Below are 17,012 nucleotides of genomic sequence, written 5' to 3' on the forward strand. Positions count from 1 at the left end.
GAAATTTATTGAAAAAGAATAGTGTTTTGTATTTGTTTTTTCTGAAGGATCAGATCCAGGATATCAGCCTCCAGTTTGAGTGCTTTTTTGTTGGGAGAAAGTACGTACGTATTATTCGTTTGTGATTTCACCGTGCTTTCGAACTGCATAATGGAAGTATATCTTGCATCATTAAAAACTTCCTTATCTGCCTTGCTCATCTTGTCGTAATCTGCTTTGAAGGTATTGACTTTATTCCTTGTCAACGTCTTTTTTTCAAGATTCTGACTGTACACTTGTGTTGGAACCATTTTGCCCAGTATATTCTGAGCTTTCAGTTTTTCCAGGCCGGCATTGATATTTTCGATCTTTTTGAAATTGCAGCTCAGTTTAATGATATAATTATCAAAATCCATGGATGTTTTCACATTGCTGATTCCGGGGGTTCCTTTGAAAATTTTTGCAGCTTCATTGATTTTATTCTCAATTTCAGCCTTTTTCGGAACCTTTTTGCCGTTGATGGTTTCCATTTTGGAGATGGATGCCAGTCTTGTTTTGCTTTTACTGGCATTAAGAATAATAGTATATTCCCCTGTTCCGTCAGCCTTTACATTCACTTTATCAAGGATATCGAAACAGCTTGTAAGGAATAGCAAAGGAAAAAATAGAAGAAATAATCTGAGAAAATTTTTCATGATTGGTTTTAAAGCCACAAAATTACTCAATTTTGACCTTAAATCCTTACAATCTTTGTTCTTTTCAGCATAAATAGCTGTTTTCCGGGACTTTTTCAAGACAGGAAACGACACTACTTTTGGTTTTATTCTTTTTTAAATGCGTCCCTTCAGATAGTCCTGACGAAGATCTTCGTCCAGCTTTTCAATAGCGTACCGAAGGCAGGTTCTGGGCATTTCTTTGTAATACTGATTCAGATAGCTGATCAGCGCTCCCTCATTTTTATTTCCCATTTCCCTTAATAACCAGCCATTTGCTTTATGCATCAGATCATGAGGATGTTTCAGGTTTCTGGTTACGAATTCCTTAGTAAGATCAAACGATCCTTTTTTTATGTAATGCATTGTCCCCACAACGGCTATTCTTTTATGCCACATTTCTTCAGATTCCGAAAGTTCTCTGAGAAGGTTTTCTTTCTGATTTTCAAAAGCATACCTGCCCAAAATTTTATAACAGGTAGAGTCTACCAGATCCCAGTTATTGACATAAGGAAGATGATTAAGATAGAAAGCAACCACTTCTTCTTTTACAGCTTTATCCTTTGTTTTTTCAAACTTTGAAATCAGCATAAAAAGAGCTGTCAGCCTATGTTCATGGTATTTTGAAGAAAGCAAGGTGCCGAGTTCTTCTAAATTGATTTTCGAATAATACTCTTTGGCTACAGAGCGCTGATCCGGAACTTTTACGCCCAGAAACAGATCTCCTTCTCCATATTCTCCTTTTCCGGTTTTAAAAAATCTTGGAAAGAATTCTGCCTTTTCAGGAATGGATAGAACAGCTAATGCTTCCTGTATTTCTTTGACAATACTCATATTTCTGAACAATTGTTACATCTAAGCCTTCTCCTCTACTGCAAGGCTTTCCTGCTCCTGCTCTTCCTCTTCTTTTGCGATCTTGTTAGGATTAGCCACTTTAGCAATAGTAAGCCCCTGAACAATGATAGAGAAAACCACTACACAGTAAGTAATACTTAAAATAATCTCACTGTATTCACTTTTAGGAATAGACATTGCCAGCGCAATAGAAACTCCTCCGCGAATTCCTCCCCAAACCAGAACCTTTACAGTCTGCGGGCTGAAACTTTTTCTCAGAGAGGTAAATTTTGTAGGCCCCCAGATGGAAATAAACCTTGCCAGAAGAACAACAATAATTGCCAGTAAACCAGGAACCATGAAATGTTTCAGATCTTTAATCATCAAAAGTTCAAATCCGATGAATAGGAATAATACAGCATTCAGAATTTCATCAATCAGTTCCCAGAACTTAATCAGATAATCCTGAGTGACCGATTTCATTTTAAAACTTCTGTTGAAATTCCCCATGAATAGTCCAGCTGCCACCATTGTCAACGGCCCTGAAATATGCATTTGGCGGGCAATAAGATACCCTCCCATTACAACAGAAAGTGTTACCAATACGGAAATAATATAATCATCCACTTCACGCATCAGTCTTGATGTAACCCATCCAAGCAAAACTCCCAGTAAAAGACCTCCTCCTGCTTCTTTAAGCAAGAGTAATCCTATTGTTTCAACACTCAGATCCACTTCTTTTCCGACCGCAAGCTGTAAGATCACCGTAAATACTACAACCGCCATACCGTCATTGAAGAGAGATTCTCCGGCTACCTTTGTTTCCAGTGATTTGGATACATTAGCCTGTTTTAAAACACTCAGAACAGCTACCGGATCAGTAGGTGAAATCAAGGCTCCAAAAACAAGACAGTAGATAAAAGGAAGCTTAACGCCCACATAAGGAAGCAGATAAAACATTCCAAATCCTACCACAAAAGTAGAAATCACAACACCTGCTGTGGAAAATATAACAACAGGTCTGAATTGTTCTTTCAGGTCGTTAATATTAATATGAATTCCTCCTGCAAAAAGAAGAAAATTAAGCATAGCTCCCATCAAAACCTCCGTAAAGTCGATGCTGTCCATCAGGTTGTGCAGGTGTCCGAAAGTTCTCGGAAGCACTGTTTCTCCGAACATTACCAAAAAAATAGAAACCACGATTGCGATCACCATAATTCCGATGGTACTCGGAAGTTTTAAAAACCTGTAATTGAGATATGCAAATATTGATGCTAATACGATTAACGCTGAAAATGAATAATATAATTCCACTAAGTGTCTTTATTTTGAGATTAATTGGTGAGTTCCCAATAGAGTATTTTTATGTAAATCTTTGTATCATCTTTTTCCCAGATATCAAACATACCATCTTTAACCGTTTTTGAGTTTCTTTTGTAATCCTGTCCTATGTTCAGAATGTTCAGCAGAATATACTCATCTCCTACGGAATTAACGATATAAGCTGTCTTCTCAGATTTCCCGTCCCCTGAGCTTTTGATGCCTTCAGTAATCGCACGGAACTGATTCAGATGATGTATAAAATTGTTGCCGTCCTTTACAGAGTCATAAGCCCTGAGAAGGATCAGCAGAATATCCAGATTTGTTGGATCTTTATTATACAAAGCTTTCCCTTGTTTGATACAGTCTGCAAAATTGTTCTGCTTAAAAGCATCTACAAGGTTTTTAAAACTATCTTCTGATGTGTTTACTTTATCTTTTCTGAAATTCCTTCCATAATAAAGATATTGTGACTCTATACTATCCAAAGACTTTGGATATCCTTTATACTTGAAAATAAGCTTCTCGTAATTATAAGGAGAGTCAGAATTTTCGAGACTTTTCTCAATAGCTTTTAAGTCTATTTTTGATTTCTGACCGAAGCCAAAAACCGAAAATAGAATGAATAAAAGGAAAAATTGATATTTCATTAATTGTTGCTTTCTTCTTCCTCGTCGTTATCGAAATATTCGAAAAGGAAATCGTTGTATGGAAATCTGGAAATATGAATCTTCATAACCTCGTCATAGATCATTTTCTTCATTTCCGGGAAGTTTTCCTTCGTTAAGGCAGAAATAAAAACCGTTGGATATTTTGATTTTCCCATCCATGTTTTTGTCCATTCTTCCAGGGAGATATTTTTACGGGTTGACGGAGTAAGATCATCATCATCCTTTTTCTCATAACTGAAATCATCAATCTTATTGAAAACCATAATCATAGGCTTCTGGTGAGCATTGATTTCCATCAGAATATGATTTACCGATTCTATATGGTCTTCAAAGCTTTCGTGAGAAATATCCACCACATGAATCAGAAGATCGGCTTCACGAACCTCATCCAAAGTAGATTTGAACGATTCCACCAGCTGAGTTGGCAATTTTCTAATAAATCCTACGGTGTCTGTAAGCAGGAATGGTAAATTTCCGATTACGACTTTTCTTACAGTCGTATCCAGTGTTGCAAATAATTTATTTTCTGCAAAAACCTCAGATTTTGAAAGAGAATTCATCAAAGTAGATTTACCCACGTTGGTATATCCTACTAAAGCTGCACGAACCACTTTTCCACGGTTGTTACGCTGAGTAGCCATCTGCTTGTCAATCGTCTTCAGTTTTTCTTTCAGCAATGTAATTCTGTCACGGATAATACGACGGTCAGTCTCAATTTCCGTTTCACCGGGACCTCTCATCCCAATCCCCCCTTTCTGACGCTCAAGGTGGGTCCACATTCTTGTCAGTCGTGGTAAAAGATATTGATATTGTGCCAGTTCCACCTGAGTTCTTGCATAAGAAGTCTGTGCTCTTTGGGCAAAAATATCAAGAATAAGATTGGTACGGTCCAAAATTTTAACCTCCATATCTCTTTCCAGGTTTTTAAGCTGCGAAGGAGAGAGTTCATCATCGAAGATTACGGTCCCTATCTCGTTTTCTTTTACATATTCTTTTATTTCAATAGCCTTTCCACTTCCTATAAAAGTTTTGGAATCAGGCTGAGTCAGTTTTTGAGTAAAACGTTTTTCTACGGTTGCTCCTGCTGTGAAAGCTAAAAACTCAAGTTCATCTAAATACTCCGTCAGTTTATCTTCGTCCTGATTTTGGGTAATAACACCCACCAAGACTGCTTTCTCATAGTTATGTTCTTTCTTTTCTAACATTAAGTTCGGTCTATGTTTATGATTTTTACAAGTTAATATTTTTCAGAAAAAAAACAAAATCAATTTTTATTTAATAACATATTTTAATATAAATTTAAGTTTACATGAGGAGGTTTATACAAAAAATCAATAACTTTATATAATAAATTTCTGATTTTTAAATATTTAAATTAAAAATAATATCCGGAATATCATGATTAGCCATATTAGATGTATGATTATTGATAATGATGAACTGGACAGGCTGGTTCTTCAGCATTATATCAGACAATATCAAAACATTGAGATTGTCGCCGCTTTTGATTCTGCAGAAAAGGCTGTTCCTTATCTTGATCTCCCTATAGATCTTCTGATCACCGAAACCAATTTACAGGGAATGACCGGCCTTGAATTCCGGAAGCTGGCTCATAAGATCCCGGCATGTATCTTTGTAAGTTCCCATCCCGAATTGGCTGCCAGAGTTTTTGAGATCAACACATTAGATTTTATTACCAAGCCCCTTACTGCGGAGCGCTTTCATTATTCCATACAGAAGCTTTTCGATTTTTTTGAAGTCAAAGAAAAATGTGAATGCTATGATGCTATGGTAGGAGAAAATTGCATCAAAATAAAAGAGGGTGGAAATATTTTTCAAATCAAAATGAAAGATATTCTGTATCTGGAAGCCTTAAAAGATTACACCCGGATCATTACCCTTGAAAAAAATCACTGTATTTTAAATTCTCTGGGAAATCTCCTCCAAAAAAGCTTTTTCGATTCTTTTGTCAGAATACACAGAAGCTATGCTGTACCACGCCACCTCATCCGCGGGAAAAACTGTCATGAAATAGAGCTTGCACATCATATAAAGCTTCCTATAGGCCGGACATATAAGGATAATCTTTCTTTTTTCAATCCTTAAAAACCTCACCGGACATTCAACCAATAATTCATAAAATGCCATTGGTCGATTATTTCTGCCGTTGGTCTATTTTCCTGTCATTTGATTAAGATAGATAGTAATTTAGTCTTCCCAAGTTACCCACATTATAGCACTGAAACCTAACATTTTAAAAATAACTCTCTATGAAAAAAAAATCTATCTATTCTCTCATTTTTTGCAATTCCGCATGTTGATTCTAAGTTTTGGCAGCAAGTCCGGTTTTTAAACAGGGACTTGATATAAAAAGCAAAAATGTAAAACCAATATCTTTATTTAAACTCTTGGAAAACTTTGTTTCAACATCCTGAATTTCGACTATTTCAAAAACTATGACCAACAGGCATGTCCATCATACTACTATAAATTCTAGGAACACAAATACAAAATTTATTAAACGAACCATAATATAGACGAGCACATAAAAAAACTATTCTCAAAAACTAATAATCTTCAGAACTAGTAACCGTCAAAAAGCTGATAACCAAACTAGATTTTTTAAACAAAAAAGTCCGCTCCGGCGGACTTTTATATTGTAAAACGGGAATCATTAATCCCAATCGGCTGCTACAAATTTCATTGAGGCTCCCCTATCATCAGATAAAGTAAGAAAATGCCCTTCTACTGAATATCTGGTCATGGTTTCAATTTTTTTCTGAAAAGAGGTTTCAAGATTCATATCCTGGCAAGCTTTCATGGTACTCACTCCTTTTGAGATTTTCACTTTTCCTCCTTTTTTAAACTCGGATACAAAAGACATTTGATTACACCCCATATAGGTACGTGCTTGAATTTTACCATTCTCCATACTGCCTGTCAGATTCATTTCGGCTTTATTCGCTATCAATTGATCTTTTGAAAAACCATCAAAAGAAATCAGCATCCATTGCCTTTGAAGGGATGGATTTTTATCCGGTACTGTGGAGCAATTTAAAACAACTCCTAAAAATAAAACTGCAAAAAGTGGTAATAGTATCTTTTTCATAGAGGTTATCCTCCCATTTTCATACCAATCCGGGACAGAATCTCGTAAAAATTAGTAAATTAGCGACACAAAAATTATTTTATAAAATGAAAAGACTATTTCTACTATTCACTTTCTTATTGGGCTTTGCTCAGATGAGGGCGGATGAGGGGATGTGGCTGCTTATGCTCATCAAAAGACTTAACGGTGTTGATATGCAAAAAGAGGGTCTACACCTTACGCCTGAAGAAATTTATTCGGTAAACAATTCAAGCTTAAAGGATGCTATCGTAAGTTTCGGTGGTTTCTGTACAGGTGAGATTGTTTCTGATAAAGGACTTATATTTACAAACCACCACTGTGGTTACGGTGCTGTTGCTGCTGCTTCCACACCGGAAAAAGATTATTTGAAGAACGGTTTCTGGGCAATGAAACAGAAAGACGAGTTCAATGCAAAGGATCTTTACGTAAGATTTTTAGTGAGAATGGATGATGCTACTCAAAGGATCACTTCTAAACTAAACAACAATATGACCGGAGCAGAGAGAAAAGCTGTTATTGATGCTGAGACTAAAGCAATCCAGACAGAAAACTCTGAAAACGGAAAATATACTGTAGTAGTAAGAGATTTCTTCAACGGAAATGAATTCTACTATTTCGTATACCAGGATTATAAAGACATCAGATTGGTAGGTGCTCCACCTTCATCATTAGGAAAATTCGGAGGAGATACAGACAACTGGGAGTGGCCAAGACATACTGCAGACTTTACCGTTTTCAGAGTGTATGCTGATGCTGCAGGAAACCCTGCTGAATATTCTCCGAGCAATACTCCTTTGAAGCCTAAGCATTTCCTTCCTGTTTCTCTTAAAGGAATTAAGCCTGGTGACTTCTCAATGATCCTTGGATACCCTGGAAGAACAAACCGTTACCTGACTTCTTACGGAATTCAGCAGATGGTAAACAAAGATTACCCGGCTTGGGTTGAAGCTTCTAAACTTGCTATGGATGTAATGAAAAAATACATGGACAAGGATAAAGCGACTCAGCTTAACTATGCTTCTCAATATGCTTCAGTAGCAAACTACTGGAAAAACAGACAAGGTACTATTGATGCAGTAGATAAAAACGGAACCATTACTGACAAGCAAAAAACTGAGGACATTTTCAGAAAATGGTCTATGACAGCTGGAAATGAGGCTTATGACGGAATTCTTGAAGATATTGCAATGTACTACAAGCAGGTTTCTGAAAGAAATGTTGAAAGAAACTACGCTTCTCAGTTCTCAAGAAATGCAAAATATATATCACTTGCGCTGCAAGTAGGATCTGTTCTTAAGACTTATGCTGCTCAGGATATGCAAGGCAGACTGGCTATGAAAGCTAAAACTGAAGCGGCTATTAAAGCAGCTTATGAAAACATCAATCCATCTTTAGAAGGAGAAATGCTTACTTCTATGGTTAACTTATACCAAACAAGAGTTACCAATAAAGACATTGCTTCTGCTACTATTTTAGGTCTTGATGCTAAAACAGTTTCTAATCTGGCATATTCTTCAATTTTTGCCAACAAAACTTCTGCAACGAACTTCTTATTGAATCCAGATGCATTGAAACTTGATGCTGATCCACTTTGGAAAGCGGCTAACGGAATTGCTGCTGATCAAAAAATGAGTACTGAGAGATATGTTCAGGTAGATGATAATTTTGCTAAAAAGAACCGTATGTTCTTAGCTGGTCTAATGAAAGCGATGCCTGAGAAAAAGTTCTATCCGGATGCTAACTCTACCATGAGATTAACTTACGGTACTGTAGATAAACTTCCTATCAGAAATGACAGAAACTATTTCGGTATTACGGATAACTATTATACAGACATGACTGGTCTTGTTGGAAAATACAAGAAAGGTGATGAAGAGTTTGACCTTCCTCAAAGAGTGATCGATCTTTATAACCTTAAAGACTTCGGACAGTATGCTGATGCTGCAGGATATATGCCTGTAAACTTCCTTTCTAACAATGATATTACGGGTGGTAACTCTGGTTCTCCGGTAATTGACGGCGACGGAAACCTTATCGGTATCGCTTTCGACGGAAACAGTGAAGCATTAAGCGGTGATATCGTATTCGAGCCTGAATGGCAGAAAACAATCAACGTAGACGTTCGTTTCGTTCTTTGGACAATCGATAAGTATGCAGGTGCAAGAAGATTAGTTGACGAATTGAAGCTTGTAAGAGGTGAAAACACTCCAGCTGATACAAAAACTAAAAACTCTGGTACTACTACAACCCCTAAGAAAATCAATAAAAAATAATCTTATCTGATTTATTTTTAAAACCGTGAAATTTACTTTCACGGTTTTTTTTATTTTTGACTATTAAAATTTCTCATCATGAAGTCTCAAACTATCAAATTCACAGCTGCTATACAGCAAAACGGAGAGATGGATGCTGCTTTTGTGGAATTTCCTTTTTCTACGGAAGAACTTTTCAATAAAAAAGGTCAGGTAAAAATTAAAGCCCTATTTGACGGCAAAGTTGAATACCGTGGAAGTCTTGCCAAAATGAAATCGGACTGTCACATTCTCGGTCTTACTCAGGAAGTCAGAAAACAGCTTGGTAAAACATTCGGAGATAATGTTTCTGTTTCGCTTATTGAAGATAAAGAAGAAAGAGTGGTCGAGGTTGCCGATGATATTGTTTCTGTTTTTAATGAAAATCCCGAAGCAAAGACCTTATTTGACAAGATGAGCTATACACACAAAAAGGAATATATCCGTTGGATAGAAGAAGCCAAGAAACCGGAGACCAGAGAAAACAGAAAGATAAAAATGATTCAGATGATTCTGGATGGAAAAAAGGGGATATAAAAAAGAGTTCAGGAAATCCTGAACTCTTATATTTTATATTACTCAATCTATTTTATTTTAATAGGTATCATAAGTACAAATTGGGAAAGTAATATCCGCATCATTCACAGTAATATGAGATGGAATATTAGCTGTTACCACATTTCCCGCTTTTGCTGCAATTTTAAAACGAACAGTTCCTCCTGCGGTATTAATATAGAAGATTGTTCCAAGAGATAGTTTATTTATATCTCCGGTCTTTATTGTAAACATTCTTGATCCTGCAACAGCGTCTACAGTATATCCTGACAGCGCACTTCCAACTCCTGACTCTTTAACTACTGAAGTTTTATGTGTATTAAAATTGTAGAATTTCTCGCCAGTGCTGAAATTGAATCCAACCATAGCCGAAGCTGAAAGATCATTAACCGTTGAGTAAGTTTCTTCAGGAATTTCAAGGAATTTCACCTTTTCGATCTTTCCTCTATCTGCTCTGTTAATCATGACCTTTAACCTTGCATTCTCATACGGTCTCTGGATAATTCCTACATACTTCGCTTCCGGAATGAATGACATATTATTCACATAATCTCCATCGTCTTCAGCTCCAATCTTAATAATTCTCACATCGGAAGTTACTCCAGAGGGAATCCAATAATCCTGCGGTCTAAAATCAAGTAAATTTATCTGAGCCTGCAGTAGAGTCTCATCTTTTATCATATTTCTATTCTCATCGAAAAGAACAAACTGTGGATAACGATGCCATTGCACCCATAAGTTGGTATTATGATCATTGATTTTAAAGACCTGACAGAATTGATTATCATAATCTGCGTTCGGAAACAACCCTGAATATTCATTAAAAGGTTCCAGATTTTTTACATAGAAGTGGCTGTCTGAGCCATTGGTCTTTAAGTCACTGCTTAAATCTTCATCCAATAAAACAACTGGTTTTTCTCCTATATATTTAATACCATTCTGATCTGTAAAATAAGTGAGGTAATGAATTTGATTTGAGCTAAAATTAAACTCGGATCCTCTGTGGAAAATACCGATTCTTTCTCCTTTTTTAATTTCAATTCTTGGTTCTGAAATAGAGATACCAAAGCATGGAGCTGCTGAAAAATCAAAGCAAAGTGTTTCCCAAGGATCGATATCAAATCCCCATTCAAATGCCTGATTAATGAAAAGCCATGAATTACATCCTTTAGAAGCCCCATCTTTCTCAAATTTTACAAATGTTCTTCTACGGGTAACGGTATTAGGATCCAGTAATCCGCCAAAAGATCCAAATTCACCGCCAATAACACGGTTCGCATTGGCCCAGCCATCATTTGTATTTCTGATTACAAAAGAATCAAGATTAGACTGCATTGATTTTAACTGAATTTCATTCCATGCAAAACCGGTAAATAAGCCTGGCGAATTATTGGCATCACAAACTATTCCTTTTGTAAAGAAAGAAGCTCCCAGATACATTTTACAATGCTGTGAGCCCTGAAGTAAGATGCCTACATAATCATCTGAAGAGACATTTGTTCCGGGCGTTCCTGAAATATTGGTGGTAATTGTATTTTTAAAACTATTCTGAAAGATCAATGCCGTTTTATCGCTTGTTCCTCTATAGAATATTTTATCTACAATAAAGTTTAACGGCTTTTTAAATAAAACCGTATCCGTAATTTTATATCCAATTGGACTGTTCCCAACCAAAGTAACAGATTGCAGTTCAAGAGAATATTGTTCCCTTGGGTCATTAGGATCAAGAGACACAAAGTCATAAAGTCTGTTAACAAAATCTGCAGCTTTTAAAAATGCCTGTGTATCATCCGTGGTAGAATCTCCTTTTGCTCCAAAAAGCTCAATGTTAATAGGTTTTCCTGCCAGGAAGCTTGTTAGTGCATAGTATTCATTTTTCCTTTTTCGGTAAATAATACCATCACATAAAGCATCTGTCATTGCTACAGGATTGGCTTCATGATACCAGTGAGTCACTTTCTGATAGTTTACATTTTCTAAAGAATAACTGTCTACCAATTGTACCAAATCATCTGCGGGATCTGTAGAAGTGGGTGAAAAAAAATCGTTTGTAAATTTCATGTGGTTAATATTTATTGATTGTGATTAGTTTACAGACAACAATCGATATGGCCATATTCCCTTTTTGTCTTGATACAAATATCGCCCTGCACCACGACAAAACTTGACGTATCATTTATGAAAAAAAATATTTTAGATTATTTTGTCAGGATCTCAAAAAGTAGTCGACTATAGTTACAGATATCAATTGTAACTATAAAAAATTACTTTTATGAACAAATTTATTTTCAGAACATCAGTTTTAGCGGCAGCTACTCTAGCTGCATTTACTCTTTCTTCATGCAATGATTCGGATAACGACGTGATGATGGATATGGCTTTTCAAAGAACCATTACTTTTGAAAACGTTGTAACCCCTAAAGATTTTGTAGAAAGCGGAAGTTTTCAGGGAGTGGGAACTCCTCCTATTATTTTGCCAGGACAATCTGTTTCTGTTAAATTCAGCGCAGGGAAAACACAGGCACTAATGTTTGCTACCATGTACGGAGCTTCAAAAGACTGGTTTTTTGCCTCCCAACAACCAGGTATCAAACTGTTTGACAACAATGGAAATGCCATTACCGGAGACGTTTCTTCAAGCGTGCGATTATGGGACAACGGAACGAAAGATGATATAACCGGGCAAACAGAAAGTAAACCCATCATGCCGGTTGCTAATGTAAATGCAGCTCAGCTTATGAAGCTTAATCTGGCTTACAATGATGTCTCTTCTGAATTCACTCTTACGATCACCAATACTTCTGGCGGAACAGCCAACGAGACTCCTTTTTCTCCCGGCGTATGGGCGGTTTCCAATTACAATGGTTCTCAGCTGCTGAACAGTGCTCCGTTTTTTACCCCTAATGCTTTATCAAATCCTGAAATTACAGATATTGCTCAAATGGGGAATATCAGCAAGATGATGACTAAACTGAATGCCAACACAGGAATTATGACTGGTCTTTCTCCTGCATTGGTGGTAGTATACCGTGGGGATAAAAATCCTATTTATGAACTGGGAAAAACAGACAGCGGAATGGGACTGAAAGACATCGCCCAGTTTGGAAATGTAGCCAAGCTTCAAAACAACCTTAAATCCTTACCGAATGTAAAAGGGGTATACGTTGCAGGGAATGCCCCTGTAGCACCGGGAAGTAAAGTGACAACAAGCTTTAATGCTGATCCGGGTGATAAAATTGCCTATGCAACCATGTTTGGTTTTTCCAATGACTGGTTCTATGCCAACGAGCAAAGTATTGATGCAAATACCAAAGGGGATATTACTTCAAAAACCTCATTATTTGATTCAGGGACAGGGATTGACCAATATCCGGGAGCCGGAAATCACCAGGCTCTGTTCGGTGGAACTCCGCAAGCTGAGAATATGGTTATTTCCAAAGTTGGAGCTCAATATCCGGTTCCTGCTGTTCAGAATGTAGTGAAGGTAACGGTGAATTAAAATTAACCTTCAAGTAAAGAAAAAGCCAGACATTATGAATGTCTGGCTTTTTATTGTAAAATATAATGATTTCCGGAAAGGAAAATTAACCTTCTTATATTTTTAATTCCCCTTCCAAATATTGTTTTCCGCCACCATTGGTAATGGTTATAAAACCTTCATAATGGCTTACTTTTATGCCTAAATCATTGGTTACTTCTTTAAAATAGCCTGTTTTTTCTCTGTTCCCTGAGATGATATCTCTCTGCCAAAGAAATCTGGCGGACAGTCCTGTTTTATTCTGAAACGTGAGTGCTCCTAATGGATTTATAAATCCCCAGGATTTAAGATCAATCACGGCACTTTCATTGGCCGCAAAATCTTTAGACAATACAATAAAATTATTCATTTATTATTATTTACTTTCAGTTGATAAGGAAACAGAGGAGTGACCTCATTTTATTACGAGACAAATATCCGTCTGTATTACGACAAAACTTGACGCTTCATTTATTCTATTAAAAAATTTGTAAGTGCCATAACCGGGTCCGGATAAAATTAATTTTTCAATAGAAAAGCCCAAGCAGAATCTGTTTGGGCTTTTAAATCTTCAAATATTATTCAACCGGAATTCCGAGGTATTTTAAGTAGGAATCCAATATTTTTTTATCAAATACAGGTTCCTTAATGTCTGAGTCTTCCAGAAACTGAATGACATTGGAACAATCCCATACATAGGTATTCTGATAAAGCTCTACAGTGGATAACCCTTCGTGCATATTGTCCCTGAAAAGACTCGTCAGTGGATACAACCTATTTTTGCTGTCATCTTCCCACTGTTTTCTCCATTCTTTATAAGGAAGATCTTTCAGTGTGAAAGGATAGTATTTTTTCATAAGTCCAAAGAAATCTTCTAATGTAAGATTGGTTTCCGGGCGGGCAATTAGATTAAACTTTTTACCTATCGCTTCTTTATTCTTTGTAATGTGAGCCATAGACTTCGTCATATAATCTACTGTGACAAGACCTTCTCTAAGTTCCGTCAGTGCCGGATAAGATTTGAATTCTATGCAGTTTTTCACCAGTCCGGACCACCATTGATAGGATGCACTGGCTCCCGTTTCGCTATGGCACATTGCATAGCCAAGACGATAAGTAATCAATGGCAATCCTTCTTTTGCTGCTAAATCTGCGACTGCTTCCATTACCCATTTGCTTCTTACATAGCCTATATCTTTACTTACCGACATCAGGTTCTGTTCGATATCATCAGATTCAAGCATCACTGTTTTCCCTGTAAACAGATGTCCCCAGCTATACACTGAAATGGTAGATAATAAAGCAAGACATTTTGTTCTTTCCGCTCCTGCCAGTTTTATGATTTCTCTTAATCCTTCTACATTCGGGGCTTTCATATAGGAATAAGGTTCAATGAAGTTTACTGAGCTTCCGGAATGGTAAATCAGATCGGTTTGCTTTGCCAGCTTTGTGAATGTTTCTTCTGATAATCCTAATGAAGGCAATGCTAAATCTCCAATTACAGGAATAATTCTTGACTTCTGTTCTTCTTTTTGAGGGATATGATACTGTTTAAAACATCTATCAATTTTTTCCATCGCATGAAATTCATCCTGTGCTCTTACGAGGCAGTAAATGTCAGCAATTGTCGTATCCAGAAGTTCCTGTAAAAGATGAATTCCTACAAATCCTGTAACTCCGGTTAGAAAAATTGTCGTTGGATTTTCTATCTGTTTAGGATCAAATCCTCCCGCAAAAACAGTTCCTGGGGCAAGATAAACATCTTTCTGCAGCTCGACATAGGGTTCCATATCTTCCGCGGGAATAGCTTCCCTGGTTTCTCGGGCTCGTTCTATAAGAACTTCCGATAGCTGCTGTAATACCGGATATTGATAAATATCCCTGAGATACACTTTTACATCAAGCTTTCTTTGTAATGTGACAGCAACCGTTGCCACCAGCAAGGAATTTCCTCCAATATCAAAAAAATTATCTGTGATGTTAATCACGGGACGTTCCAGTGCTGAAGCCCAAACATCTACGATAATTCTTTCAGTCTCATTGGTTGGAGGTTCAAATGAAATAAGTTCTTTAGCTTCTTTATCGGCCAGATCTCTCAGCGACTGAGTATCTGTTTTGCCATTTGCCGTTACCGGAAATTTATCTATAAAAATAATCTGTGCAGGGATCATATAACCCGGAAGTTCTTCTTTCAAGGCATTCCGGACTGATGCAATATCTTTTTCAGCTTCTGGTTTTAAGACAATAAAAGCAATAAGATATTGAGTACTCCCTTCTGTTTCTCTACTGATGACTACGGCTTCCGTGATATCATCCTGCTGAATCAATGTACGTTCTATTTCTCCCAGTTCAACCCGGAATCCACGAATTTTCACCTGATTATCTATTCTTCCTAAAAATTCAATATCGCCATTCGGCTGCCATTTCGCCAGATCTCCGGTACGATATAATTTTTCCGTTTCATTAAATGGGTTGGTAATGAATTTAGATTTTGTGAGTTCTTCATTATTAAGATATCCTTTCGCTAAAATATTTCCGCCGATACATAGCTCTCCGACTGCTCCCAACGGCAACAATTCCATATTTTCGTTTACAATATAGGCTTTGGCATTGGCAATGGGTTTACCTATTGAGGAAATATATTTACCATTCGTGTCTTTCACTTTTTTGAAAGTAGCATATACTGTACATTCGGTGGGACCATAATAATCTATCAATTCGTAACTTAATTCAGAAGTCAGCACCGGTTTTAGCTTTTCACCACCGGTAAAAAGATATTTTAATTTCAGATCATTATAATTTCGGGTACAATTGACTACAGAAGGAGCCAGAACAGATGGTACGAAACCGTGTGTAATCTGATTTCTTCTATAGTAATCTACCAGCGCGTGAGCATCTGTCCTATCCTCATTACCTGCAATAAAAAGAGTTGCTCCTGAGGTAAGTGCCGACCAGGTTTCCCATACCGATATGTCAAATGCCAATCCTGCCACAAGGGTCAACTTTGAACTGTGATCCACATGGAAATGATGATTATGCCATGTTACCAGATGCTGTATTGCCTGATGGCTTACCATTACTCCTTTCGGCTTTCCCGTTGAACCCGAAGTATAAATTGTATACGCCAAATCATTCTGGTGAATGTTAGTTTCCGGATATTCTGAAGGTAAGTCATTAAGATGATCCATACTGCTCAAATCCAATACTTTTACCCTTCCATCTTCAGATAAAAGACCCTGAAGATTTTGATTGGTAATGACTATATCGGAAGCAGTATCTGAAAGTATATATTCTACTCTTTTAACGGGATAGGCAGGATCTATCGGGACATAGGCAGCTCCGGTTTTAATAACTCCAAGCACTGCAACAATCCATTCTAAGGAACGATCCAGCCAGATAGGAACATACTTTCCTTCTTTGATACCCTGGCTCAATAATGTATTGGCAACCTGGCTGCTTCTTCGGTCTAACTCTCTATAAGTGATCTCCCGATCCTCATAAATAACGGCAAGTTTATCAGGATGAAGTATTGCCTGTTTCCGGAAAAGAGACTCGAGTGTTTCTTCATGATGATAGTCCCAACCGGTTTTATTGAATCCATTTAACAGCCTTTCTCTGTCTTCAGCTGACAACAATACAGCAGCACCTATGGATAAGGTTTCGAGTGAGGGAATTGTATTTGACATTTTAATAGTGTGATTTGGTTAAAAATTTTGTAGTCAATAAATTTCTTTCTCTGTGAATCTGATTTTAAACTATAAGAAAAGATGAAACATCCGGGCACAAGCTATAGGCACAGTTTATTGACTAAATGTGTTTTCATAATAGATTATTAAAAATCTGATTTACAATGATTTTAAATTGATCCACTTAAAAAGCAGAACCGTAAACAACTTGAAAAACGTTATTTATTGCAATCGAAAAGTGGGAAGAATAGACGTGATATATTCTTAATAAACTAAATATGGCGGCTATTCAGTGTTTAAAAATTTGATTTTCATA

Annotated in this window: 13 protein-coding genes; 4 read left to right on the plus strand and 9 right to left on the minus strand. The window is 36.9% G+C overall.

Going from position 1 to position 17,012, the window contains the following annotated elements; all coding sequences use genetic code 11:
• Window positions 1-5 precede the first annotated feature (5 nt).
• The 5 genes from DBR39_RS10035 to hflX form a co-directional block, all read right to left on the minus strand.
• Entirely contained in the window at window positions 6-674 is a 669-nt protein-coding gene (locus DBR39_RS10035) for a hypothetical protein (RefSeq protein WP_124532703.1), read from the minus strand.
• Window positions 675-809: 135 nt separating this feature from the next.
• Complete coding sequence (locus tag DBR39_RS10040; protein WP_124532705.1) at window positions 810-1,526, minus strand: DNA alkylation repair protein; 717 nt, start codon at window positions 1,524-1,526, stop codon at window positions 810-812.
• A gap of 21 nt (window positions 1,527-1,547) precedes the next feature.
• Window positions 1,548-2,840, minus strand: a complete 1,293-nt coding sequence (locus DBR39_RS10045) for a cation:proton antiporter (RefSeq protein ID WP_109737836.1) — start codon at window positions 2,838-2,840, stop codon at window positions 1,548-1,550.
• Window positions 2,841-2,860: 20 nt separating this feature from the next.
• Complete coding sequence (locus DBR39_RS10050) at window positions 2,861-3,496, minus strand: DUF4919 domain-containing protein (RefSeq protein ID WP_124532707.1); 636 nt, start codon at window positions 3,494-3,496, stop codon at window positions 2,861-2,863.
• On the minus strand, window positions 3,496-4,722 hold the full coding sequence (gene hflX / locus DBR39_RS10055) for a GTPase HflX (RefSeq protein ID WP_124532709.1): 1,227 nt from the start codon (window positions 4,720-4,722) through the stop codon (window positions 3,496-3,498). Before hflX ends, DBR39_RS10050 begins: the two co-directional genes overlap by 1 nt.
• A gap of 193 nt (window positions 4,723-4,915) precedes the next feature.
• On the opposite strand from hflX, the gene DBR39_RS10060 reads away from it, so the two are divergent.
• Window positions 4,916-5,623 (plus strand): LytR/AlgR family response regulator transcription factor, encoded by a 708-nt coding sequence (locus tag DBR39_RS10060; RefSeq protein ID WP_228447811.1) that lies wholly within the window; start codon window positions 4,916-4,918, stop codon window positions 5,621-5,623.
• Window positions 5,624-6,191: 568 nt separating this feature from the next.
• On the opposite strand, the gene DBR39_RS10065 is transcribed toward DBR39_RS10060, so the two are convergent.
• Window positions 6,192-6,626, minus strand: a complete 435-nt coding sequence (locus DBR39_RS10065) for an META domain-containing protein (protein ID WP_228447812.1) — start codon at window positions 6,624-6,626, stop codon at window positions 6,192-6,194.
• Window positions 6,627-6,712: 86 nt separating this feature from the next.
• Here DBR39_RS10065 and DBR39_RS10070 point away from each other — a divergent pair, with 86 nt between their 5' ends.
• Both DBR39_RS10070 and DBR39_RS10075 read left to right on the plus strand, forming a co-directional pair.
• Window positions 6,713-8,920, plus strand: coding sequence for a S46 family peptidase (locus tag DBR39_RS10070; protein ID WP_124532711.1), 2,208 nt, complete (start codon window positions 6,713-6,715; stop codon window positions 8,918-8,920).
• Window positions 8,921-8,998: 78 nt separating this feature from the next.
• Window positions 8,999-9,475, plus strand: a complete 477-nt coding sequence (locus DBR39_RS10075) for a YdeI/OmpD-associated family protein (protein ID WP_124532713.1) — start codon at window positions 8,999-9,001, stop codon at window positions 9,473-9,475.
• 57 nt (window positions 9,476-9,532) lie between these two features.
• Here DBR39_RS10075 and DBR39_RS10080 read toward each other — a convergent pair whose 3' ends face one another.
• Complete coding sequence (locus DBR39_RS10080; RefSeq protein WP_124532715.1) at window positions 9,533-11,554, minus strand: hypothetical protein; 2,022 nt, start codon at window positions 11,552-11,554, stop codon at window positions 9,533-9,535.
• Between the two features lie 211 nt (window positions 11,555-11,765).
• Between DBR39_RS10080 and DBR39_RS10085 the strand changes: the two genes are divergently transcribed.
• The gene (locus DBR39_RS10085; RefSeq protein WP_124532717.1) at window positions 11,766-12,992 is read left to right on the plus strand and encodes a spondin domain-containing protein; all 1,227 of its coding nucleotides are present in this window, start codon (window positions 11,766-11,768) and stop codon (window positions 12,990-12,992) included.
• A gap of 94 nt (window positions 12,993-13,086) precedes the next feature.
• Here DBR39_RS10085 and DBR39_RS10090 read toward each other — a convergent pair whose 3' ends face one another.
• On the minus strand, window positions 13,087-13,380 hold the full coding sequence (locus tag DBR39_RS10090; RefSeq protein ID WP_124532719.1) for a hypothetical protein: 294 nt from the start codon (window positions 13,378-13,380) through the stop codon (window positions 13,087-13,089).
• Window positions 13,381-13,588: 208 nt separating this feature from the next.
• Window positions 13,589-16,696: a non-ribosomal peptide synthetase gene (locus tag DBR39_RS10095; protein WP_124532721.1), complete on the minus strand. Its 3,108-nt coding sequence runs from the start codon at window positions 16,694-16,696 to the stop codon at window positions 13,589-13,591.
• Window positions 16,697-17,012: the final 316 nt, after the last annotated feature.

Source organism: Chryseobacterium sp. KBW03, assembly GCF_003852415.1.
GTDB classification, from domain to species: Bacteria; Bacteroidota; Bacteroidia; order Flavobacteriales; family Weeksellaceae; genus Chryseobacterium; species Chryseobacterium viscerum.

Excerpts from the sequence above, each read along its gene's own strand:
- DBR39_RS10050 (WP_124532707.1), bottom strand. The coding sequence starts at position 3,496 with ATGAAATATCAATTTTTCCTTTTATTCATTCTATTTTCGGTTTTTGGC.
- DBR39_RS10035 (WP_124532703.1), bottom strand. The coding sequence starts at position 674 with ATGAAAAATTTTCTCAGATTATTTCTTCTATTTTTTCCTTTGCTATTC.
- DBR39_RS10040 (WP_124532705.1), bottom strand. The coding sequence starts at position 1,526 with ATGAGTATTGTCAAAGAAATACAGGAAGCATTAGCTGTTCTATCCATT.
- DBR39_RS10060 (WP_228447811.1), top strand. The coding sequence starts at position 4,916 with ATGATTAGCCATATTAGATGTATGATTATTGATAATGATGAACTGGAC.
- DBR39_RS10080 (WP_124532715.1), bottom strand. The coding sequence starts at position 11,554 with ATGAAATTTACAAACGATTTTTTTTCACCCACTTCTACAGATCCCGCA.
- DBR39_RS10090 (WP_124532719.1), bottom strand. The coding sequence starts at position 13,380 with ATGAATAATTTTATTGTATTGTCTAAAGATTTTGCGGCCAATGAAAGT.
- DBR39_RS10065 (WP_228447812.1), bottom strand. The coding sequence starts at position 6,626 with ATGAAAAAGATACTATTACCACTTTTTGCAGTTTTATTTTTAGGAGTT.
- DBR39_RS10075 (WP_124532713.1), top strand. The coding sequence starts at position 8,999 with ATGAAGTCTCAAACTATCAAATTCACAGCTGCTATACAGCAAAACGGA.
- DBR39_RS10085 (WP_124532717.1), top strand. The coding sequence starts at position 11,766 with ATGAACAAATTTATTTTCAGAACATCAGTTTTAGCGGCAGCTACTCTA.
- DBR39_RS10070 (WP_124532711.1), top strand. The coding sequence starts at position 6,713 with ATGAAAAGACTATTTCTACTATTCACTTTCTTATTGGGCTTTGCTCAG.
- hflX (WP_124532709.1), bottom strand. The coding sequence starts at position 4,722 with ATGTTAGAAAAGAAAGAACATAACTATGAGAAAGCAGTCTTGGTGGGT.
- DBR39_RS10095 (WP_124532721.1), bottom strand. The coding sequence starts at position 16,696 with ATGTCAAATACAATTCCCTCACTCGAAACCTTATCCATAGGTGCTGCT.